The following is a 19910-nucleotide window of genomic DNA, read 5'->3' as shown; positions in this document are numbered from 1 at the left end:
GACTGGCGCGCGCCGCTGACACGGGGCTCACACGGGCCTCACACGGCATGGGCGGCGGCTCACACGGCGCCGACGGCGGCTCGTACGCCGTCGGCGCGGTCGGGCCACCGGCCGAACACCGGGGACAGCGAGCCGATTTGGGGACTCGAGGTCACGCACGGGAGGATCGGGGGATGGACGGCGACACGCGGCTTCGCTTCACGCTGCTCGGCGGCTTCCAGGCGTCTCGCGGTGACGCCGCCCTGCCCGTCGTAGGTGCGCGGTTGCAGGCTCTGGTCGTACGGCTGGCCCTCGCCGGTGGTCGTACGGTCGCCCGGAGCGCGCTGGTCGACGCGATCTGGGCCGAGGAGCCGCCTGCCGACCCCGCCCACGCGCTGCAGGCCCTCGTCTCACGCCTGCGCCGGATTCTCGGCTCGGCCGGCCGGGTCGCGCAGGACGCCGGCGGCTACCGGCTGGACGTGGACGCGGCCGACGTGGACGCGCTGCGGTTCGAACAGCTCTGCGCCGTCGGCCGGGACCGCCTGCGGGCCGGGGACCGTCATGGCGCGGCGGCGGTGCTCGGGGAGGCCGTGGCGCTGTGGGCCGATCCCCCGGGAGCCGAGCCGCCGGGAGCCGAACCGGCGGCCGTCGCCGCGGTGGCACCGGCCGTCGCGACCCGGCTGGCGCACGCCTCGGCCGAGGCCGTCGCCGACCTCGCCGACGCCGAACTGTCCCTGGGCCGTGCCGACGCGGCCGTCGTCCGGCTGACCGCGCTCCTCGCCGCACAGCCCGTCCACGAGCGGGCGGCCGTACTGCTGCTGGACGCGCTCGCCGCCCAGGGCCGCCCGGCCGAGGCCCTGGCCCGCTACGAGCAGATCCGCGCAACCCTCGCCGACGAACTCGGCACCGACCCGGGCGCCGCCCTGCGCGAACGCCATGCGCGTCTGCTGCGGGCCGAGCGGCCCACCCCGGCCGCCACCCTCGCGCGGACCGCGGCGAGCAACCTGCCCGCGCCGCTGACCGGCTTCGTCGGGCGCGACGACGACCTCGCGCGGATCGACGCGCTGCTCGCCGCGGGCCGTCTGGTCACCGTGCTCGGTCCCGGCGGCGCCGGCAAGACCCGGCTCGCCGTCGAGGCCGCGCGCCGTCGGCACGGGACGTACCGCGACGGAGCCCGGATGATCGACCTCGCCTCGGTCACCGAGCCGGCCAAGGTGGGCGCGGCGCTGCTCGCCGGGACCGGACTGCGCGGCGGCGCGACGTTCGAAGCCCGGCCCGGGGGTAGGAGCGGAGGCGGGGGCGACGAAGTGGAGGTACTCGTCGACCGGCTCGGCGGCCGGGAGAGCCTGCTCCTCGTCGACAACTGCGAGCACCTGATCGAGGCCGTGGCCCGCCTGGTCGCGGCGCTGCTGCCGCGCTGCCCCGGGCTGAGCGTGCTGGCCACCAGCCGTGAACCCCTCGCGGTCGACGGCGAGGCGCTGGTGCCGCTCGGCCCGCTCGCACTGCCCGGCCCGGACGACGGCGTCGAACAGGCGCGACACGCGGAGGCCGTACGTCTGTTCGTGGAACGGGCCGCGGCCGTGCGCCCCGGCTTCGCGGTCGACGAGGCGACGCTGCCGGACGTGCTGCGGGTCGTGCGGGGTCTGGACGGAATGCCGCTGGCTCTCGAACTGGCGGCGGCGCGGCTGCGGACGCTGTCCCTGCCCGAGCTGGCGGACGGGTTGTCCGACCGCTTCCGGCTGCTCACCACCGGCAGCCGGACCGCTCTGCCCCGCCATCGCACGCTGCGCGCCGTCATCGCCTGGAGCTGGGACCTGCTCGGCGCACACGAACGCACGGTCGCCGAACGCGTCTCGGTCCTGCCCGGCGGCGTCACCACGGCCTCGGCCACCGCCCTCTGCGCCGGTACGGCGGTACCGGCCGCGGACGTTCCCGAGCTGCTCGCCGGTCTGGTCGACCGGTCGCTGCTCCAGCTCGCGCCCGCCCCGGGCCGTTACCGGATGCTGGAGACACTGCGGGAGTACGGCACCGACCAGCTGGCCGGCCGGGACGAGCTCGGCACCGTCCGCGATCTGGCCGCCGGCCACTTCGCCTCGCTGATGGCCCGCTTGGACCCGCAGCTGCGCGGGCCCGGTCAGCCGGCGGCCCTGCGCGGGATCGGCGCCGAGTACGACAACACGCTCGCCGCCCTGCGCCGGCGCTGCGACACCGGCGACTCCCCCGGCGCCGTCGCGCTCGCCCTGGATCTGACCTGGTACTGGCAGATGCTGGGCCGTACCTCCGACGCGGCCCACTGGCTGGGCGAGGCGCTGGCGGTGCCCGGCGGCCGGCCGACGCCCGAGCGTGACTGCGCGCACGCGATCCACCTGCTCAACCGGGGCGACGCCCGGCCGGTCACGGCGACCGGCCAGGCCGCGGACGACCGGGCCGGGATCCTGGAACTGGCCGACCGGCTGCTCGCGTATCCGGAGCTGCCCGGCCCGTACGGCGCGCTCGCCGCACTCCCTCTCGCTTTCCTCCAGGCGGAGAGAACGCAGGGAGAGAAGACCACGCCCGCCATCATCGAGCGGCTGGCCGACGGCGACGACGTGTGGCTGGCCGGGCTGGCCCGTATGTTCCGCGCCCAGTTCACCGAGAACGCCGGCGAACTCGACCGTACGCGCGCCGATGTGGAGGAGGCGCTGGCCTGCTTCGGGCGGGTCGGCGACCGCTGGGGGCAGGCCGAGGCTCTGCCGATGCGCGCCCGGCTGCGGCAGTACGACGGCGACCTGGACGGCGCGCTGGCCGATCTGCTCCAGGCGCGGTCGCCGGCCGACGGGTTCGGCTCGCTCAGCCTGGCCGACACGGTCTTCGGCGATCTGCGCTGGATCGACCTGCATCTGCGCCGCGGGGACGACGACCGGGTGATCGCGTTGCTCGACTCGGCCCGGGAGCGGGCGCTGCGCGCGCGGGCTCCGGCGCTGCTGTTCCTGGTCGACGCGTGGGAGGCGGGCTTCCGGGTGCGGCTCGGCGAGCTGGACCGGGCGCGGGAGCTCCTCGACACGGCAGAGCGGGGTCTGTCCGCTTCCCTCCCCTTCCCCGGGGACCACGCGCGGACGCTGACCGGCACCGCACGGGCCGCGTTCTGTCTGCGGACGGGCGACCCGGCCGGCGCGCGGAAGGCGCTGGCGACGGCCTGCACGGCGGCGCTGCGGACCCGGGACCTGCCCGTCCTGGCGCTGGTGGCGGTGCACACCGCCGCGCTCGCCGACGCGCGCGAGCTGTATCAGGAGGCCGCGGTCCGGCTCGGCGCCGCCTCCCGGCTGCGCGGCACGCACGACCACACCGACCCGCAGGTGCGCGACCTCACCCTCAGCGGGCGGGCCGCGCTGGGCGCGGACGCCTTCGCCGCGGCGTACGGAAAGGGCTGGGAGCTGGACCACAGGGCGGCCATGGCCGTGGCCGACCCTGCCCGGCTGTCCCGGGAGGACGGGATGCGCTAGAACAGGTCCAGCAGTTGTGTCAGGGAGGCGACGGCGGGCACCGCAGACACGGCCGGTACGGCCGAGTCCCGGCACAGTGTGCGTCCCGGATAGCCGAGCCGGATCGCCGCGGCGACCAGCTCCGGGTCGTCGTCGACGAACAGGCACTGCCCGGGTGCGAGACCCAGTGTGGTGCTGGCCTGGTGGTACATGCGTGGGTCGGGCTTGGTGCAGCCCAGAACGGCGGAGATGGCGTACGCCTCGAAGAACCGGCCGATGCCGAGTTGGTGATGGAGGTCGGGCAGGTCGGGCCAGGCATCCGACACCACGGCCATCCGCACTCCGCGCCGGCGCAGCTCGACGAGGGTCACCTCGACGTCCGGGTACGTCTCCAGATACGTCGGCGCCGGAACGTCGCGGCGGAGGTCGGCGAGGAGTCGCGGGGCCGGGTCCACGCCGAGGTGGCGGAGCACCACGCGGTGGTAGTCGTCGTAGTCGGGTGTCGACGACGACGCGGCGAGGAATCGGTCCCCCGCAGCGATGGCCGCCGTCAATCGCGCCGGTGCGACGGACGGGGCATGGGCGAGAACGGTCTCCTCGAAGTCGGCCCGAGGATTCCAACGGCCGCCGATCGGCCGCATCAGGACACCACCCGAGTCGAAGAGAACGGCACGGAGAGCCCGCGCAGAGTCCGGTCGAGTCATCACCTGTCCAGGATGGCGACCGGACGCCGGTCGGTCGACCCTCCTGGCCGCACGGGCACCGCGCTCCATGACGTCGGACGGCGTCCCGTCGGCCCTTCTCCGAGGCTGGTGTGACGGGGTCAGCGGGCCCGGATCAGCTGCTCGACCCGGTTGTGCAGGTGTGGGACGTGGTGTTCGGATTCCGGCTTCATGAGGACGCTGCGGAGGATCCGGGCACCGTCGGTGTCTGCGGTGATCTCGGGGTGGCGGGCGGTGAACCCTTCGTGGCCGGCTTTGAGCGTGCTGAGGTAGACGGGCTCGGAGCTGGTCATACCGTCCGCGAGGATGCGGGCGGAGGCTGCATCGATGCCGGTGAGGGTCGCGGGGGCGACAACAGGGAAGTAGGTGACAATGTCCAACTGTGGTGGCTGGTAGAGCTCCAGGACGTCGGACGCCTCGATCAAGTCCGCCCATTTCAGGGCCGCTCGCCGGCCGGCTGCCAGGACCTGGCCCAGGCCGTCGACAGTGGGCGGCAGGAGTTGGAGGGTGAGCCACATGGCTGCCGCGGAGGCGCCGGCGCGGGAGCATTCCAGGCTGATCTCGCCGAGGTGGAGCTCGGTGGAGGTGAAATAGGTGTAGGGCGAATCGTGAAGGTAGAAGCGGCCCACCTCGGGGTCGCGGAAGAGGACCGCTCCACAGCCGTAGGGCTGTAGGCCGTGCTTGTGCGGGTCGACGACGACCGAGTCGGCCCGCGCGATGGCCCGCCAGGGCTCGGGCGGAAGCGCCTCGGGGCTGCCGGCACCGGCCAGGAGCGTGAAGAAGCCGCCGTAGGCGGCATCGACGTGGATGCGGACGCCGTACCGCTCGGCCAGGGGCAGCACGTCGTGGACGGGATCGACCGCGCCCAGTCCGGTGGTGCCGGTGGTGAGGACGACGGTGCCCACCTGTCCGGTGCGCAGTACGTCCTCCAGCGCTTCGAGGTCCATACGGCCTTGACTGTCGGTGCGGACGGGGTGGCTCACCAGGCCCAGGACGTGGCACATACGACCGTGGGTGTAGTGGGCGTCGGCGCTGTGAGCGATACCGCGTCCCGGGTGGAGTTCTCGGGCGACGAAGAGGGCTTCGAGGTTGGCGATGGTGCCGCTGGTGGTGAGGTGACCGAGGTGGGTGTCGTAACCGAACATGGTGGCGAGCTGCGCGACGACCTCGCGCTCCATCGCGGCGGTTGCGGGGCCTCCGTCCAGGGCGTGGTTGTTGGGGTTGATCAGCATGGCGGTGAGGTAACCGACGACCGCGGCGGGGTGCGGGGGCTTGAGCATCTGGCCCGCGTAGTGCGGGTGGAAGAAGGGGTAGTTGTCCTTCAGCCTCCCGGTGAACTCCGCGAAGACCGAAGCGAATCGGTCGTCGTCCACGTGGAGGGACAGGTGCTGCTGGTAGGGGCCGAAGGTGTCGGCCCAGTTCTGTACTGCGTCGGCTGCTCGGCCGAGCCAGTGCTGCAGATCCATTGAACTCCCTCTCGGTCACGGTGTGCGCCCACCCTAAGATTTCATTGACTAGTCAGCAATTGATTGCTCAGCAATTGAGATGGCAGTGGGTGAGGAGGCAGTAGGTGAGGAGGCAGTAAACTTGGCGGCAATGAACCCCACACCTCAGCACAGCGAGGAGGCCGTCGCCCGCGCCGCCAACAGCCGGCTGGTGCGGGATTTCGGCCTGCTGATCAAGTCCGCCACCCGCCTCGAGCAGTGCATCGACCGCGCACTGAGACGCGAGTGCGGGATCAGCCACACCATGCTGGAGGTGCTGATACGGCTCTGTCGCAAGCCCGGCGAGCAGGTCTCCCAGCGGCAGCTCGCCGACGACCTGACCCTCACCAGCAGCGGCACCACCCGCCTGATCGACCGCATGGAAGAAGCCGGCCTGGTCTGCCGCGTCCAGTCCCCCGGGGACCGGAGGGTGGTCCTGGTGGAACCGACCGCCGAGGGACGTACGGCGTTCCTGCATGCGGCGGCCGTCCACGCCGAGGTCGTGGAGAAGTACTTCGTCCAGCCACTGACAGCCGACGACCACGCGCAGTTGATCGGCGCACTGAGCGTGATCGACAAGGCACTTCGCGAAGGCACCCGGTGAGAGAACGCGTCAGGGTACTGCCTGGAGGACATGACCGGTCGGCTGGGTGAGGCGGCGGGTCATCACGGTGATGGCCGCCCCCAGGTGACGGGGGAGGACGACGAACCCGGTCGCGCCCTTGGGCCGGGAGACCGTACGAATCGTCAGGTGCAAGAAGCCCTTCGCCCAGTCGACCAGCCGGCCGGCGTAGACCGAATCCGCCCAGGGACCTCGCGGGCTACGTCTCGATCCTGGACATCGGCCGGAGTGACCATGACAGGCTGGGCGTGTGCACGCTGAGCGGTGAAGACCTGCCCCAGGACCGGACTGGTGTCCTGTGCCTCATCGCGGAAGAGGAAGTCGGCGTCGATCTTGGGTTCGGTCAGGGCCCGCACCTTCGGTTGGCCGAGGGGTTGGGTCTGAGCCGTCGGCAAGCGGGCGCCGCAGCTGGCCGGGGTGCCCGCCGTACGTCACGACGGTCGGTGGAGGTGTCGAAGGCTACGACGCCGACCTCCAAGCGGCCCTGCGCCGCGAAGTCATGGAGGAGCTGGGTGCCACGATCGGCGCGGCCACCGAGTTCCTGACCTTGACGGAGCCGGGCGGTGAGGTCACCGTCGTACGGCACTACTTCCGTGCCGAGCTGCTGGACATGGATCCCAGCCGCCGTGGCGGTCCCGAGCTGGACGACCCCGATACCGGCGACTTCTCGGCGGTCCGGGTCGCGCCGGACGCGTCTGCTCTCGCGGCGCTCGCACTCCAACCGCCCGAACTCGTCAGCCACTTGTGCGAGCACGCCCGGGAACGGGTCGCCTGACAGCGGCGTTCAACGGGCTCTCAGCTCTCGACGGCGGGGTCCGGCTCGCCTCGCTCCCCCGCTTGCCGTGTGCGGAGGACGCGGCTGCGGGAGATGAGCGGGACGGTGGAGGCCAGCAGTCCGAGGGCCAGGCCGGCGGCGCCCCAGCCGTTGCCGGAGGCCCAGGGCAGGCCCAGCGCGTCGTCGACCGAGTACGCACCCGGGCCGGTGATTCCGAGGACCGCCGCTACGGCGCCGTACCAGAAGGGCAGCTCGCACCCGCCGCGTTGGGCCCAGAAACCCTGGGCCGAGGTCGCGACGGCGGCGACCGTCATGGTGCCGACGACGATCGCGCAGCCGCCGGGTGTCAGCAGGCCGAGGGCGATGGACGCCGCGCCCACGAGTTCCGCCAGGCCGGCCGTCACGGCCATCCGGGCCCCGGGGACGAAGCCCCAGCGTTCGAAGACGGCCCCGGTGCCCGCGGGGCCGGCTCCCCCGAACCAGCCGCGCAGCTTCTGCAGTGCGTGGCCGAAGAGCAGGGTGGCGAGCAGGATCCGGAGGAGCAGCAGTCCCACGGTCATCGCGTGGCCTTCCGTCGTGCCGCCGGGTTCAGCCCTGGTGCGTCGTAGCGCTGCGGTAGTCGGTGTAGGTGTAGGGGTTGTCCAGGAGCTTCGCCTCGGGGATGTCCGGGTTCATGCCCTTCGCCCAGGCCTCCTCCCCCATCGTCGACCGCAGGTGCTCGACGGTCCGTTCCACCTGGTGCCGTACGGCGGCCAGGTCGACGTCGAGCAGCCGGTGGTCGTGCTTGACCACCCGGCCGTCGACGAGCACGGTGTGCACATCGCCGCGCTGGGCCTGGAACGCCACGTGCCCGTAGGGGTTGAGGACCGGGAAGGACACCGGTGAGTGGTCGTTCTTCAGCAGGACGAGGTCGGCCTTCTTGCCCTCCTCGATGCTGCCCAGGTCGTGCGCGCGGCCGAGTGCCCTGGCCCCGCCGAGGGTCGCCCATTCCACGACCTGGTCGGCGCGCAGGGCGCTGTGGGTGACGGTCTCCCCCTTGGCGTGGGCGTCCAGGTGCTCGCGGGCGCGGTCGGCGCCGAGGGTGGTGCGCATGGCGGAGAACAGGTCCCCGCTCCACCACACGCTCGTGTCCATCGACAGGGAGACCGGGATGTCGTGGGAGCGGATCGCCCAGGTCGTCGGGTAGCCCTGCCCGGCGCTCTGCTCGCTCTCCGTGGACACCGAGATGGAGCCGCCGGTCGCCGCGATGCGGTGGTAGGAGTCGGCCGAGAGGGTCGAGGCGTGCACATAGACCGTCTCCGAGGTCATGAAGCCGTGCTCGTGCATCAGCCGGATGCCGTCGTCGTCGGTGGCGCCCCACACGCCGGCGTGGGTGGTGACGGGGACGCCCAGCTCGCGTGCCACTTCGAAGGCGGGCTTCTCGGGGAAGGCGGGGTCGCCGGTGACGTCGAAGGCGAGCTGGAAGCCCAGCATGTCGTCACCGGTGATGCGTCGGCGGACGAAGTCCCGGAACTCCGGTGCCGCGGTCCATTCCGCGGGCGCCTGCTGGATGTTGCCGTAGGCGAGGACGAACCGGCCGGGCACCGCCTCCAGCGCGTCCACGGCGGCGTCCGCGTGGTCGACCGTCTGCAGGCCGTGCGACCAGTCGACGACCGTGGTCACCCCGGCGTCCAGCGCCTCGACGGCGGCCAGGAGGTTCCCGGCGTGCACGTCTTCGGGCCGGAAGGCCTTGCCGTGCTCGAGGTAGTACCAGACGAAGTACTGGGTGAGGGTCCAGTCGGCTCCGTACCCGCGCATCGCCGTCTGCCACATGTGCCGGTGCGTGTCGATCATGCCGGGCATCACGATGCCGCCGGACGCGTCGATCTCCACCGCCCCTTCCGGGACGGCGAGGCGGGGGCCGACCGCGGCGATCCGGTCGCCGATCACGAGCACGTCCGTGTCGGTGAGCACCCGCCGGGTGCCGTCCATGGGCAGCACCGTGCCGCCGCGAAGGACGACGGGGCGTCCCGCCTGGAACGGGGTGGACTCGCTCATCTGAATCTCCGACTCTCCATCGGACAATCGTCCGTACAACGGCAGATGGTGTCAGCCGATGGTGGTGAGAGCCCGTGTCCTGTGTCAATACTCGATGCGCTGCGGGATGCAGCACCACGATTGAGGCCAGTTGTCCGTCTGACGGACAGCTAGAAGGTCTACCCTCGGACTGCAGCGGAATCCGTGCCATTCTCGCTGCGTAGAGTGGATCGACGAGCTGTCCGCGAGACGGACAGCCGCAGCCGACCCCGTGTAGAGGAGCATCATGCCCCGCGAAGGAACCGGACCCGATTTCATCGAGGCGCTGGCCCGCGGCCTGGAGGTCATCACCGCGTTCCAGCCCCGGCAGCCCGTGATGTCGCTGGCCGACGTGGCGGCGGCGACAAACCTCGCCCGGCCCACCGCGCGGCGGATCCTGCTCACCCTCACCGAGCTGGGTTACGTCCAACAGCAGGCCGGCGGTTTCGCCCTGACCCCGCGCGTCCTCGACCTCGGCGTCGCCTACATCCGCTCGATGGGGCTGTGGGACGTGGCCCGCCCCCACCTGGAGCGGCTGGTCCGGCGCACGAACGAATCCTGTTCGATCGCCCAGCTCGACGGTTCTGACATCCTCTACGTCGCCCGGGTGTCCGTTCCCAAGATCGTCACCCTCGCCGTGCAGATCGGCACCCGCTTCCCCGCGCTGCCCACCTCGCTGGGAAAGGTCCTGCTGGCCGCGCTGCCACCCGACGAGGCGGCCCGGATCATCGGCGAGCCGAGCCGCTCGGGACTGGAGCCCGTGTGGCAGCCGGACCGCGCCGACTGGGAGGCCGAGCTGCGCGAGGTGCGCGCACGCGGCTGGGCCATGACCGACCAGCAGCTGGCCAGGGGCATTCGTTCGGTGGCCGCCCCGCTGCGTGACGGCTCGGGCCGGGTGATCGCGAGCATCAATGTCAACGCCCACGCCGCGGAGACCTCCACCGAAGTGCTGCTCGACGACTACCTGCCGCTCCTCCTGCACACCGCCGGCGAGATCAGCGTGGACTTCGCCCGGCTGGAGTCCGTACCGCACACCATCCAGTCGGCGGGGGCGATCACCAGGCCTTGACGCCCTCCCGCTCGCGACACAGAATCGCCATACGGACACTCGTCCGCTGGACGGACAGAGAGGCATGCTCGATGTCGCAGAGCGCCAAGCCCGCTCGGCCCGGGACCGCGGGACCCCTTTCCGGCGTGCTGGTGGCGGACTTCTCGCGGATCCTCGCCGGGCCGTACGCCACGATGCTGCTCGCCGACCTGGGCGCCGACGTGGTCAAGGTCGAAGGACCGGACGGCGACGACACCAGGACCTGGACTCCCCCGACGCGCGGCGAGGTCTCGACCTACTACCTGGGGATCAACCGAGGGAAGCGTTCGATCAGCCTCGACCTGCGCGACGAGGACGACGCCGGGGTCGCCCGCGCACTGGCCGCCCGGGCGGACGTCCTGATCGAGAACCTCAAGCCCGGCGGCATGGCGAAGTACGGACTGGACTACGCATCGGTCCGCCGGGACAACCCCGGGCTGATCTACACCTCGATCACCGGCTTCGGCGCCGGGCCCGGCCGCCATGTCCCCGGCTACGACCTGATGGTGCAGGCCATCTCCGGACTCATGAGCCTCACCGGCGACCCGGACGGGCCGCCCTACCGGGCCGGGATCTCGGTGTTCGACGTCATGGCCGGCAACCACGCGGCGATCGGCATCCTCGCCGCACTGCGGCACCGGGACGCCACGGGCACGGGCCAGCTCGTCGAGGTGAACCTGCTGTCCTCGGCGCTGACCGGACTCGTCAACCACAGCTCGGCCTACGTCGCCGGCGCGACCGTGCCGTACCGCATGGGCAACGCCCACCCCAGCGTCTTCCCGTACGAGCCCCTGCCCACCGCCGACAACGACCTCATCGTGACCGCGGCGAACGACGGCCAGTTCCGCAAGCTCTGTGAGGTGCTCGGCATACCCGAGGTGGCCGACGATCCGCGTTTCGCGCGCAACGCCGACCGCACCGCCCATCGTGAACAGCTGCGTCCCCTGCTGGTGGAGAGGCTGGTGACCCGCGGCGCCACCGAGTGGTTCGAAGCCCTGGTCCAGGCCGGTGTACCCAGCGGTCCGATCAACACCATCGACGGCGGCTTCGCGATGGCCGAGCGATTCGGACTCGACCCGGTCGTCACGGTCGGCGAGGGCGACCGTGCCGTGCCCACGACACGGCACCCGATCCGGTTCTCCGCCACACCCGCCACCTACCGGCTGCCGCCTCCCGAACTGAACGAACACGGCGTGGAGTTGCGCAAGTGGCTGTCCGAGCCCGAGGAGAACGAGCATGGCTGAACCGGCATCCCGCCCCGCCTACCCCACCGCTCTGGGCGCGTCCGACCTGAAGACCATCACCCTGCTCGGGCACGACCTGGCCGAGGACATCATGGGCTCGGTCGGCTTCGGGGAACTCGCCTTCTGGCTGGCCACCCAACGACGGCCCACCCCCGGCGAGACACGCGTCTTCGAGGCGGTGCTCGCCGCACTCGCCGACCACGGCTTCACCCCCACCGCCATCGTCACCCGGCTGACCTACCTGTCGGCGCCGGACTCGGTGCAGGGGGCGCTCGCCGCCGGTCTGCTCGGCGGCGGGTCACGCTTCCTCGGTGTCACCGAGGACACCGGCCGCTTCCTGCACGACGTCCTGGAATCCCTGGACGGCGCCCTTCCCGCCCAGGACGCGGACTGGGACGAGCTGGCGCTGCGCACGGTCCGGGAACAGCGCGCGGCCGGCACGTTCGTCCCCGGACTGGGGCACCACGTGCACAAGGAAGGCGATCCCCGTACGCCGCGGCTGATGCGCATCGCGCGGGAAGAAGGTGTCTTTGGCCCGCACCTGTCCCTGTTCGCCGCCATCGGCCGCGTCCACCCGACCGTGCTCAACAGGACACTCCCCCTCAACGGCGCGGGAGTCTGCGGGGCCGCCCTCGCGGACCTGGGGCTCCCGCTGCCGCTGCTGCGCGGCTTCGCCCTCCTGGCCCGCACCGCCGGGCTGATCGGCCAGCTCGCCGAGGAACTGCGCCGTCCGGTCGCCCGGGACGTCTTCCTGTCCGTCGACCTCAACAACACCCCTGTCCCCCCGGATCCCTACGCCCCGGAACCGTTCGCGCAGGGGCGACGCGAGGCCTGATCCCGCGCCCGCCGCCCTCCACCCGCAGAGCAAGGAGCAGCAATCGTGTCCGTCGACGAGGACAACATCACCGAGCTGGCCGTCCGGCGCTGGGCCACCGCGCACTCCCCGCGGCTGGGCGAACTCATGGGAGCGCTGGTCCGTCATCTGCACTCCTTCGCGCGCGAGGTACGGCTCACCGAGGACGAGTGGGCGGCCGCGATCGAGTGGCTGACCGCGGCCGGCCAGACGTGTGACGACAAGCGCCAGGAGCTGATCCTCACGTCCGACGTGCTCGGACTGAGCACGCTCGTCGTGCAGTTGAACAACCGGTTCGGGCCGCGGGCGACCCCGGCGACGGTGCTCGGGCCGTTCCACATCGACGGCTCCCCGACCGCGCCGTACGGTTTCGACATGTCGGACGGCATCGAGGGCACGCCGCTGTTCTTCACCGGCAAGGTGACGGACACCGAGGGTGCTCCGCTCCCGGGCGCCGTGCTCGACGTCTGGCAGGCCGACGCCGACGGCGCGTACGAGGCCCAGCTCCCCGAGATCGACGAGGCCCGCCTGCGGGCCAAGTACCGCACCCGTCAGGACGGCACGTACTGCATCCGCACCATCGCGCCGCGCGGCTACGCGATCCCCATGGACGGCCCCGTCGGCGACCTGGTGCGCCGGACGGACATCAGCCACTTCCGGCCCGCGCACGTGCACTTCCTCCTCCACGAACCCGGCTACCGGAAACTGATCACCCACCTGTTCCAGGAGGGCAGCGAATACCTCGACTCGGACGTCGTCTTCGGCACCAAGGACGCGCTGGTCGTCCCGTTCACCGAACGCCCGGCGGGGACCGCGCCCGACGACAGCACGCTCGAGGTCCCTTACCTCCACGCCGAGTTCGACTTCGTGCTGCAGCGCGACTGACCCGGATTGTGTTCAGCCCCCGCACCCGTCGAAAGGTGCCCTAGAGTCGCCGCATGCGACGAAGGACCGGATGGGCGACAGCCGGGGTGGCAGCCCTGGCCTGGGGTGAGTGGCTGAACTGGCGCTGGTCTCGAACTCTCGTAGGGAACAACGACGGCGCTTCCGAGGCCGTGGTCGTGCTGGGCTACCGGAATCGCCAAGAGACGGCGAACTTGATCAACCGCTGGCGAGTCCGTGCGGGAATACGCTCCATCGCGGCTGACCGCACGCACGGGACCCGCGTGGTCTTCAGCGGCGGTGCGGCCGGCAGCGGCGCCGCGGAGGCCACGCTGATGGCCGACTACGCGAAGTCGGTACTCGGGTTCGACGGCACAGTGCTTCTCGAAGACCAAAGCATGACGACATGGGAGAACATCACGAACGTGATCCCACTGATCGAGGACGTGGACCGCATCAAGATCGTCTCTCAACCAGCCCATGCGCTCAAGGCCCGGGCGTACTTGCGGCGGCAGCGCCCTGATCTTGCACAGAAGCTGGTGCCCGCGGATGACTACCGCCCTGGCGAGTGGATGGTCGTCAAGCCGCTGCTGGCTCTGTACGGACTTTGGACCCTCCGCGTTCTCAAGGCCGACGAACGGAGGGTCTGACTACTGTGGAATCCCGCGTGGCAGGGCAAGCTTGCGGCCATGGAACCTGTCAACGTCGAGCACGAGTGCGTGATCGATATCATGTTCGCCGGGCCGCAGCGGCCCAGCTTCGGTGATGTCTTCCTCCTCTGTGGTGACCACCACCCGAAGTTCCCCGCCACGGACGCCCGTTGGGGATCGCTGGAGCGCTTGCGCTTCGAGCAGGTCGACGACTACTTCGCGGTCCTTGACGAAGACTCGGAGGAACCCGTCATCTGGCTGTATCCCCTGGCCCAGGGTTCTGTCGTGCACCACCATCCGGGACCGTTCGACGGCCTGCGACTGCAATACGACCCTGAACTGGACAGCTCGGGCCTGATCACCCACTTCGTCGACGTCGTCGAATGCCTTGCCGGCCTTTTGCCCGCACACGTGCTGTGGGGACAGCGACGTGAGCCTATGGGGCCACCCATCGACACCGACGCCCTCGCGGCGCGCGTCCAGCGCTTCGCCGACGCCGGTGATGTGCGGTAGAGGCAGCAGCAGCGGGGCCTTGACGACCGAGGGAGCGGGGTGGCCAGTTCTTCGCCTCCGTCACCGCGGCCTTTCCCGAGGACGGAGCGACTGGAGCAGCGACGACTGGCAGGACAAGAAGCGCTGGTGCGCCGTGCTCCATCAGTTCGACGAGTCTGGTCGGCACATGGACTCACTCATTCAGTTCACCGGTACCACGGCGGACGGTGAACAGAAGGCGATCACTGCGGCCGAGCAGCTGCTCGGTGAGTGGCTGGACGCGCTGCCTGAGCGGCAGTACCCGGACATAGCGATCGCACCCTTCGCCGTTCGAAGGGAGGGCGCCTTGTTCGGTCTGGTCCTGGAGAGGCACCCGGCCGGCCCATGGCTAGCCCTGCACCGTGAGCCGAGCCAGGTCGAACCGCCGGGCGGCGAGGTCGTCGGAGCGGATGAGCCAGTAGAGGGTGCCCTCGTCGCCCCAGGTCGTCTTCGCGTCGCTGTCGCCGGCGAACTGGGCGAGCAGGACCCAGCGTTCGGCTTCCCGGTCCAGCGGTTGGTCGCCCCACGCGTGCATGCCGCCGAGCGTCGCGTTCGCGATCTCGTACTCCACCGGGCCCTGGACGGGCACGGCGTGACCGCCGATCTGGTGGTCGATCCGGGTGCGCAGGTGCGCGAAGGCGCGAACGAACGGTCTGAGCCCGGCCGGGGTGTCGCGGGGGTGGGGCCAGTGCCGGGTGTCGCCGAGCAGCGCCTGCCGGGCCTGGGGCAGCCACAGGTCCGGGGCACTCTCTCCGACGTCCGCGCCGAGTTCCACGCGCGGGAACGCCTCCAGGACAGGGGGTGTGTCCACCGGGAGGACGGGGGTGTTCTCCGGGACGTACAGCACCTGGGCCCCGGCCCAGGTGTCGGGGTCGTCGACGGACACGAAGACGTCTTCGTCCACCTGACCGTCGAAGGAGAAGAAGGACAGGGTTCCATCCCGGGGGAACTCCTCAGCGAGTCCGTCGCGGGGCAGTGCGGCGCAGCGCACCGAGGCGACGAAGGACAAGGGCCCGTATCCGGGCCACTCGGGCCAGGCGGTCCCGGCCGGAAGCTCCGGGGTCCCGCCGAGCACGGCAGCGATCTGCTCGCCGGCTCGGGCCTGGCGCAGGCGTACGGACGGGCGCAGGAGTGCTGTCCAGCGCTGCGCGACGTCGCTGGGAAGATGCTCGGCAGCAAGTCGGGAGTATCGCTCGTCGGTCATGACATCCATCATTTCCGATCAGCCGTCCTTGAGGGCTTCGGTGAACTCGGCGTGCAACTGGTTACGGGTGCGGACCAGAATCCGCCCGAGCATGTTCTTGCCGTTGCCGGTCCTGCCCCGCCCCCAGTAGTGGTCGGTGGTGGTGTCCTCGACGATGTCCTCGTCGCCGGTGGACAGCAGAATGTCGCGGATATCGGCGTGCGCGCGGAACTTGGTCACCACCGCACGGCGCATCACGTCGTCCTTGACCCGCTCCCAGTCCCTCCGCAGGGGCTTGGACGAGTCACGGCCCAGCTCCGCTGCCCGCAGGGGCGTGCGCGCACGCCGGATGAGATCCGCGTGGCGGGTGCCCTTGAACTTCTGCGCCTGGAAGTAGTGCTCCGAGGTGGGCCACCGGACCCCGTCGAGGTCGAAGCCGTGATCGGAGAAGTTCGAGAAGCATCCGTAAGGGACTTCGTCGGCGCCATAGAAGTAGATCGTCATGAGAACCTCACGGATGTCACGGAAACCCGCACGATGTCAGGCGTGCCCCGGGCCTGCCAACCGGTTTCTTTGGGGGGCCGGTCCTGAAGGGCCGTGAGCGTCGTGCTGTTCGGCAACCATCGCGAGGTCCGGTTCCAGGTCAACCGCGGCCCGGTGGTGGCCGGCCGGTCCAGGTTGGTTCCCCGGAACCGGGGTCGGCTGGTCACCGGCCGCCTGGCGGGCCATCAGTTCGGGACACATGCCCAAGTGCACGCGGGAAGTGTGCTGTTCCCCGACCGCCTCGCCGCCGTCGAGGGCGTCTCGGCCGATGCGTCCTGAGTTCGACACCGGGACGCGGCCGCGCAGGTGAACTGACCGCTCTCAGTCGTCGTTTCTGGTGTTCTCGTTCGGCAGCAGCCTCTGGCGGACCCAGAGGCTCAGCAGAGCCGTCCCGCCGACCAGCACCGGCACCGGGTCCCCGGCAGGAGGAGCCAGGACATACCCGAGCACCGTGACCGTGCAGACCGTCAACGGGATGAAGGCTGCCGCGCTCTCCATCCCCCATCGCAACGTCGGCTGTGCCGTGCCCAGAACCTTCGCCCCGCCGGGCACCCAAGGGCCGGCGGCGGCCACCAGCAGGCCCACGGTGTTGCAGACGGCTGCCACCTGACAGGACATCGTCTCAGGGCTGGGCGGGCCGACCGTCCACAGGCGCAGGGTGTCGCCGGTCAGCATGAGGGCCAGCCCGACGATCCCCACCCACAAGGTGGCTCTCCGGTCGCTCCGTACGAGACGGCGCAAGGCGAAGAGAAAGCTGAGGAACAGGACTTCCGCGGTCCAAAGGACACCCACCATGCCCGTACCCAGTCGCCAGCCACCACTGGCGCCGCGCAGCAGGACCCATCCCGTCATGAACACGGCTCCGGCTGTGACGACCCCGTCCAGCACGCGCCGCAGCCACACGCTCCGGCCTTGGCCGGCATCGGCCGCGACCACCAGACCTGCCATGCCCAGGCCGACCGCCAGTGTCACTCCGAAGAGCACCACCGAAGCGAGCAGTGAATGGTCGACCGGTGTCAGCCCTGGAGGCTGAGCCGACAGCACGTTGACCGCTTCCCGGTACACACCCCCGGCCGCCGCCGAACCTCCCAACAGCAGCAGCCGCGTCCGTACCCGGCCGGCCGCCCCCCACGCACGGAGCCCCAGGGAGACCGCCAGCGCACAGCACCCGGTGGTCGGCCCGAAGGCCACCGTCCACGCCGCCGCGTTCCCGGCCGCCCATGGCCCGCTGACCGTCAGCGCTGTTGCCACCAGACAAGCCACGCCCACCGCGCCCCAGGCCCATGCCCCGGTCCGGCGGGAGCGGCCCGCCCGGGCCCCGAGCACGTCCGGCGACTTCCCCAACCCCGACATCAGGTGCGCCTTTCGCCCTGTCCCCCGCCCGCCGGGCGTGCAGCCCCCGGATCCATGCAGAGACCGTAGAAGACTCACCCACCTGTCCCGACCTGAACGATCGGGTCATTCACCCGTACTGCGTAAGGAAGGTGCCGGATCGGCCTCGGGAGGCCCACTTGGCCCGGACGGCCCGTGCAGCCGTGGAGGGTGGAGGCCGACGGTCGGTCGGCCGTGCCGACTCAGGTCGGCCCCCACCCTGTCAGGGCGCTACCGCGCGGCCCGTCTGCGGGGAGATCGTGCCGGAGCACAGGCCGCGGGCGGCCAGTCCCTGGGCGATGCGCGGGATCGCGGCGAGCGTGTTGGCGGCCCAGTCGTGCATGAGGATGACCTGACCGTTGGTGAGCCGCCCGGCGGCCTGCACGATCGCATCCGTACTGGCGCCGTTCCAGTCCTGGGAGTCCACGTTCCAGATGATCTCGGTGAGGCCGTACCTGGCCTCCACCGCCTTGACCGTCGCGTTGGTCTCGCCGTACGGCGGCCGCATCAGTTTCGGCGTGCCGCCGCCCGCCGCCGCGACGGCCTGCTGGGTACGGAGGATCTCCGAGTCGATCTGTGCCTGGGTGAGCTGGGTGAGGTGGGGGTGCGTGTAGCTGTGGTTGCCGACCCACATGCCGGCCGCGACCTCCGCCCTGACCTGGGCCGGGTAGGCGGCGGCGTACTGGCCCTCGTTGAACATGGTCGCCCGCAGGCCGTTGCGTTGCAGCGCGCTCAGCAGGGCGGGGGTGTTCCCGGACGGGCCGTCGTCGAAGGTGAGTCCGACGTATCCCGCACAGGCGGCGGCCCGGGCGGGGGCGGCCTGGACGGTGAGGGTGCCTGCGGCGGCCAGGGCCAGCGCGGCCAGGGTCGTCGTCAGGCGGCGCGCGCCCGGATGTGTCCCGGCCGGGCTCATGCCGCCACCGTGATGGTGGAGCTCCCGCTGCTCTGATAGCCCTCGGTCGCGAGGATCATGTAGTACCTGAGGGTGCCGAGGGACATCCCGGCGCGCGCCCAGGCGTCGAAGTGGTTGCCGGTGGTGATGGCGCCGCCCGTCCGCTTCGCCTGCCGGACGCTCCAGTACTGGTTGAAGGTCCTGGTGCCTTCGACGGACGGCGCGTTGTACCGCGTCGTCTGATAGATGTCGTAGGTGCCGCCGTCGCTGGTCACGGCCCCCTTGTACGTGCCGGTCGGCCGGTAGGTGCCCCAGTTGTCGACGATGTAGTACTCGACGAGCGGATTGGACGACCACCCGTAGAGGGCGAGGTAGGCGTTGCCGGACGGGCTGAAGGTGCCCGAGTAGTTCACGGTCCTGCGTGAGCCGGTGCTCCAGCCCTTGCCGGCGACGAAGTTCCCGGTGTTGCGCCAGCTCGTGCCGTAGGTGCCGCCGGAGTCCAGGGTCATGGAGACCGTGCCCTGCGCGTCGGTCCAGAACGAGTAGTAGAAGCCGTTGTTGGTTCCGGTCTGGTTCGTGGTGATGACGGTGGCCGCGCGGGCGGTGCCGGGCAGGGCCAGCGTCGACGCGGCGCCCAGCAGTAGGGCGCATGCGGTCCTGCGGGTCGGGTGGTGTGCGGGTGCGGGTGCGGGGTGCATTCGAGGTTCCTCCTCTTCTGAGGCCTGAAATGTGGTCCGCAGTGTTGACCCGCCCTCATCGACTGTCAATAGTTTCGGTTTCTGTCCCGAAATATTTCGATGCCTTCTGACGACTATTGAGACAGCTATTTTCGTCGGGGTGAGAGGAGATCGGGAGAGTTTCGCGGCCCTCCTGATACCGAATGTTTCGAAGACCTTCCGGCAGGAAGGTCAGGCCAGGCGCACGCGCGGCTTCTCCAGCTGGATGGACGGGAATTGTTCGAGAAGGGATCTCAGGCCGACGCGGCCGTCCAGCCGGGCGAGGGGAGCGCCGAGGCAGTGCTGGATTCCGTGGCCGAAAGCGAGGTGCACGTGCTCGGCACGCATGAGGTCGAGCTCGCGAGCAGCCGGGCGCAGACCGCTTCGACGGCTGACCGAACGAGTCTGCGCAGCAGATCGTGGGTGGGAGGGGCGGCAATCAGGCGGGCACGGACAGGAGCAGCGTGATGCGGGACGGTTCAGCTGCTTTCCGGTGGCTCCAGGCGTGTGTACATGTGCACGCGGCTCTCCAGCCCCTGCGGATTCGGGGCGTAGACGGCGATCATGCGGGCGTACTCCGGAGCCCAGTAGCGGCCGACGCTCCCGGCCGGCACCCGGACGACGTCTCCGGTGACGGCCTCGACGGTCTCCCCGTCGCAGGCGACGAACAGGTGGCCCTCCAGGACGTAGTTGAACTCGTCGTGCGGATGCTCGTCCGTCCAGGACTCGCCCCGCAGCTCCCATTCCATGAGGGCGACTCCCGGCCGGGGCCCCTCCCCCGGTGGCACGAAGGCGTGGCCCTTGGGGCGTCCTTCCCGTTGGACGAGGGGGCTGGAGGGGTACTTCCGCGGTGCCATCGT

22 protein-coding genes and 1 pseudogene are annotated in these 19910 nt (G+C 70.8%); 10 read left to right on the top strand and 13 right to left on the bottom strand.

Going from position 1 to position 19910, the window contains the following annotated elements; all coding sequences use genetic code 11:
- The first annotated feature begins 173 nt into the window (after positions 1 to 173).
- Positions 174 to 3461 (top strand): BTAD domain-containing putative transcriptional regulator, encoded by a 3288-nt coding sequence (locus ABZ490_RS44290; protein ID WP_359003866.1) that lies wholly within the window; start codon positions 174 to 176, stop codon positions 3459 to 3461.
- On the opposite strand, the gene ABZ490_RS44285 is transcribed toward ABZ490_RS44290, so the two are convergent.
- Both ABZ490_RS44285 and ABZ490_RS44280 read right to left on the bottom strand, forming a co-directional pair.
- On the bottom strand, positions 3458 to 4144 hold the full coding sequence (locus ABZ490_RS44285; protein ID WP_359003863.1) for an HAD-IA family hydrolase: 687 nt from the start codon (positions 4142 to 4144) through the stop codon (positions 3458 to 3460). The genes ABZ490_RS44290 and ABZ490_RS44285 overlap by 4 nt on opposite strands.
- 119 nt (positions 4145 to 4263) lie before the next feature.
- Positions 4264 to 5628: an aminotransferase class I/II-fold pyridoxal phosphate-dependent enzyme gene (locus tag ABZ490_RS44280; RefSeq protein WP_359003860.1), complete on the bottom strand. Its 1365-nt coding sequence runs from the start codon at positions 5626 to 5628 to the stop codon at positions 4264 to 4266.
- Positions 5629 to 5758: 130 nt separating this feature from the next.
- On the opposite strand from ABZ490_RS44280, the gene ABZ490_RS44275 reads away from it, so the two are divergent.
- The gene (locus ABZ490_RS44275; RefSeq protein ID WP_359003857.1) at positions 5759 to 6250 is read left to right on the top strand and encodes a MarR family transcriptional regulator; all 492 of its coding nucleotides are present in this window, start codon (positions 5759 to 5761) and stop codon (positions 6248 to 6250) included.
- 9 nt (positions 6251 to 6259) lie between these two features.
- On the opposite strand, the gene ABZ490_RS44270 is transcribed toward ABZ490_RS44275, so the two are convergent.
- Together ABZ490_RS44270 and ABZ490_RS44265 are read right to left on the bottom strand one after the other, a co-directional pair.
- Positions 6260 to 6403 (bottom strand): hypothetical protein, encoded by a 144-nt coding sequence (locus ABZ490_RS44270; RefSeq protein ID WP_359003924.1) that lies wholly within the window; start codon positions 6401 to 6403, stop codon positions 6260 to 6262.
- 6 nt (positions 6404 to 6409) lie between these two features.
- A pseudogene (locus ABZ490_RS44265) lies at positions 6410 to 6507 on the bottom strand (IS5/IS1182 family transposase); the annotation flags it as partial.
- A 59-nt stretch (positions 6508 to 6566) separates the two neighbouring features.
- Between ABZ490_RS44265 and ABZ490_RS44260 the strand changes: the two are divergent.
- Positions 6567 to 7043: an NUDIX hydrolase gene (locus tag ABZ490_RS44260; RefSeq protein ID WP_359003854.1), complete on the top strand. Its 477-nt coding sequence runs from the start codon at positions 6567 to 6569 to the stop codon at positions 7041 to 7043.
- Between the two features lie 20 nt (positions 7044 to 7063).
- Here ABZ490_RS44260 and ABZ490_RS44255 read toward each other — a convergent pair whose 3' ends face one another.
- The gene (locus tag ABZ490_RS44255; RefSeq protein WP_359003851.1) at positions 7064 to 7603 is read right to left on the bottom strand and encodes a DoxX family protein; all 540 of its coding nucleotides are present in this window, start codon (positions 7601 to 7603) and stop codon (positions 7064 to 7066) included.
- A 28-nt stretch (positions 7604 to 7631) separates the two neighbouring features.
- Positions 7632 to 9080 (bottom strand): amidohydrolase family protein, encoded by a 1449-nt coding sequence (locus ABZ490_RS44250; RefSeq protein WP_359003848.1) that lies wholly within the window; start codon positions 9078 to 9080, stop codon positions 7632 to 7634.
- A gap of 265 nt (positions 9081 to 9345) precedes the next feature.
- Here ABZ490_RS44250 and ABZ490_RS44245 point away from each other — a divergent pair, with 265 nt between their 5' ends.
- The 6 genes from ABZ490_RS44245 (at position 9346) to ABZ490_RS44220 (ending at position 14327) form a co-directional block, all read left to right on the top strand.
- The gene (locus ABZ490_RS44245) at positions 9346 to 10167 is read left to right on the top strand and encodes an IclR family transcriptional regulator C-terminal domain-containing protein (protein WP_359003845.1); all 822 of its coding nucleotides are present in this window, start codon (positions 9346 to 9348) and stop codon (positions 10165 to 10167) included.
- A 71-nt stretch (positions 10168 to 10238) separates the two neighbouring features.
- Complete coding sequence (locus ABZ490_RS44240) at positions 10239 to 11429, top strand: CoA transferase (RefSeq protein ID WP_359003842.1); 1191 nt, start codon at positions 10239 to 10241, stop codon at positions 11427 to 11429.
- Positions 11422 to 12264, top strand: a complete 843-nt coding sequence (locus ABZ490_RS44235; RefSeq protein ID WP_359003839.1) for a citryl-CoA lyase — start codon at positions 11422 to 11424, stop codon at positions 12262 to 12264. The genes ABZ490_RS44240 and ABZ490_RS44235 overlap by 8 nt, the downstream gene beginning before the upstream one ends.
- Before the next feature lie 45 nt (positions 12265 to 12309).
- Entirely contained in the window at positions 12310 to 13167 is an 858-nt protein-coding gene (locus tag ABZ490_RS44230) for a dioxygenase (protein ID WP_359003837.1), read from the top strand.
- Positions 13168 to 13220: 53 nt separating this feature from the next.
- Positions 13221 to 13814 (top strand): YdcF family protein, encoded by a 594-nt coding sequence (locus tag ABZ490_RS44225; protein ID WP_359003834.1) that lies wholly within the window; start codon positions 13221 to 13223, stop codon positions 13812 to 13814.
- A 39-nt stretch (positions 13815 to 13853) separates the two neighbouring features.
- Positions 13854 to 14327 carry a hypothetical protein gene (locus ABZ490_RS44220; RefSeq protein WP_359003831.1) on the top strand — a complete coding sequence of 158 codons (474 nt, stop codon included), beginning with the start codon at positions 13854 to 13856 and terminating at the stop codon, positions 14325 to 14327.
- Between the two features lie 367 nt (positions 14328 to 14694).
- On the opposite strand, the gene ABZ490_RS44215 is transcribed toward ABZ490_RS44220, so the two are convergent.
- Positions 14695 to 15549: a YwqG family protein gene (locus ABZ490_RS44215; protein ID WP_359003828.1), complete on the bottom strand. Its 855-nt coding sequence runs from the start codon at positions 15547 to 15549 to the stop codon at positions 14695 to 14697.
- Between the two features lie 18 nt (positions 15550 to 15567).
- Positions 15568 to 16032 carry an NADAR family protein gene (locus tag ABZ490_RS44210; protein ID WP_359003825.1) on the bottom strand — a complete coding sequence of 155 codons (465 nt, stop codon included), beginning with the start codon at positions 16030 to 16032 and terminating at the stop codon, positions 15568 to 15570.
- Between the two features lie 93 nt (positions 16033 to 16125).
- On the opposite strand from ABZ490_RS44210, the gene ABZ490_RS44205 reads away from it, so the two are divergent.
- A complete protein-coding gene (locus ABZ490_RS44205; RefSeq protein WP_359003822.1) occupies positions 16126 to 16350 on the top strand; it encodes a hypothetical protein in 225 nt (74 codons plus the stop codon).
- Positions 16351 to 16392: 42 nt separating this feature from the next.
- On the opposite strand, the gene ABZ490_RS44200 is transcribed toward ABZ490_RS44205, so the two are convergent.
- The 5 genes from ABZ490_RS44200 to ABZ490_RS44180 form a co-directional block, all read right to left on the bottom strand.
- The gene (locus tag ABZ490_RS44200; protein WP_359003819.1) at positions 16393 to 17136 is read right to left on the bottom strand and encodes a hypothetical protein; all 744 of its coding nucleotides are present in this window, start codon (positions 17134 to 17136) and stop codon (positions 16393 to 16395) included.
- A 529-nt stretch (positions 17137 to 17665) separates the two neighbouring features.
- Complete coding sequence (locus ABZ490_RS44195) at positions 17666 to 18355, bottom strand: polysaccharide deacetylase family protein (RefSeq protein ID WP_359003816.1); 690 nt, start codon at positions 18353 to 18355, stop codon at positions 17666 to 17668.
- Positions 18352 to 19032: a glycoside hydrolase family 11 protein gene (locus ABZ490_RS44190; RefSeq protein ID WP_359003813.1), complete on the bottom strand. Its 681-nt coding sequence runs from the start codon at positions 19030 to 19032 to the stop codon at positions 18352 to 18354. Before ABZ490_RS44190 ends, ABZ490_RS44195 begins: the two co-directional genes overlap by 4 nt.
- A gap of 210 nt (positions 19033 to 19242) precedes the next feature.
- Positions 19243 to 19398: a hypothetical protein gene (locus ABZ490_RS44185; RefSeq protein ID WP_359003810.1), complete on the bottom strand. Its 156-nt coding sequence runs from the start codon at positions 19396 to 19398 to the stop codon at positions 19243 to 19245.
- 131 nt (positions 19399 to 19529) lie between these two features.
- Positions 19530 to 19907, bottom strand: a complete 378-nt coding sequence (locus ABZ490_RS44180) for a cupin domain-containing protein (protein ID WP_359003807.1) — start codon at positions 19905 to 19907, stop codon at positions 19530 to 19532.
- Between the last annotated feature and the right edge of the window lie 3 nt (positions 19908 to 19910).

Origin of the sequence: Streptomyces sp. NPDC005811 (genome assembly GCF_040630405.1) — a bacterium.
Taxonomy (GTDB): Bacteria; Actinomycetota; Actinomycetes; order Streptomycetales; family Streptomycetaceae; genus Streptomyces.
The sequence above is the reverse complement of the archived record's forward strand: the minus strand, read 5'-3'. Positions and strand labels throughout refer to the sequence as shown.

What these genes read in the sequence shown, in the direction of transcription:
- ABZ490_RS44245 (WP_359003845.1), top strand. Translation starts at nt 9,346, where the DNA reads ATGCCCCGCGAAGGAACCGGACCCGATTTCATCGAGGCGCTGGCCCGC.
- ABZ490_RS44255 (WP_359003851.1), bottom strand. Translation starts at nt 7,603, where the DNA reads ATGACCGTGGGACTGCTGCTCCTCCGGATCCTGCTCGCCACCCTGCTC.
- ABZ490_RS44190 (WP_359003813.1), bottom strand. Translation starts at nt 19,032, where the DNA reads ATGCACCCCGCACCCGCACCCGCACACCACCCGACCCGCAGGACCGCA.
- ABZ490_RS44285 (WP_359003863.1), bottom strand. Translation starts at nt 4,144, where the DNA reads ATGACTCGACCGGACTCTGCGCGGGCTCTCCGTGCCGTTCTCTTCGAC.
- ABZ490_RS44240 (WP_359003842.1), top strand. Translation starts at nt 10,239, where the DNA reads ATGTCGCAGAGCGCCAAGCCCGCTCGGCCCGGGACCGCGGGACCCCTT.
- ABZ490_RS44210 (WP_359003825.1), bottom strand. Translation starts at nt 16,032, where the DNA reads ATGACGATCTACTTCTATGGCGCCGACGAAGTCCCTTACGGATGCTTC.
- ABZ490_RS44225 (WP_359003834.1), top strand. Translation starts at nt 13,221, where the DNA reads ATGCGACGAAGGACCGGATGGGCGACAGCCGGGGTGGCAGCCCTGGCC.
- ABZ490_RS44275 (WP_359003857.1), top strand. Translation starts at nt 5,759, where the DNA reads ATGAACCCCACACCTCAGCACAGCGAGGAGGCCGTCGCCCGCGCCGCC.
- ABZ490_RS44215 (WP_359003828.1), bottom strand. Translation starts at nt 15,549, where the DNA reads ATGACCGACGAGCGATACTCCCGACTTGCTGCCGAGCATCTTCCCAGC.
- ABZ490_RS44235 (WP_359003839.1), top strand. Translation starts at nt 11,422, where the DNA reads ATGGCTGAACCGGCATCCCGCCCCGCCTACCCCACCGCTCTGGGCGCG.
- ABZ490_RS44290 (WP_359003866.1), top strand. Translation starts at nt 174, where the DNA reads ATGGACGGCGACACGCGGCTTCGCTTCACGCTGCTCGGCGGCTTCCAG.
- ABZ490_RS44185 (WP_359003810.1), bottom strand. Translation starts at nt 19,398, where the DNA reads ATGCGTGCCGAGCACGTGCACCTCGCTTTCGGCCACGGAATCCAGCAC.
- ABZ490_RS44280 (WP_359003860.1), bottom strand. Translation starts at nt 5,628, where the DNA reads ATGGATCTGCAGCACTGGCTCGGCCGAGCAGCCGACGCAGTACAGAAC.
- ABZ490_RS44250 (WP_359003848.1), bottom strand. Translation starts at nt 9,080, where the DNA reads ATGAGCGAGTCCACCCCGTTCCAGGCGGGACGCCCCGTCGTCCTTCGC.
- ABZ490_RS44220 (WP_359003831.1), top strand. Translation starts at nt 13,854, where the DNA reads ATGGAACCTGTCAACGTCGAGCACGAGTGCGTGATCGATATCATGTTC.
- ABZ490_RS44195 (WP_359003816.1), bottom strand. Translation starts at nt 18,355, where the DNA reads ATGAGCCCGGCCGGGACACATCCGGGCGCGCGCCGCCTGACGACGACC.
- ABZ490_RS44180 (WP_359003807.1), bottom strand. Translation starts at nt 19,907, where the DNA reads ATGGCACCGCGGAAGTACCCCTCCAGCCCCCTCGTCCAACGGGAAGGA.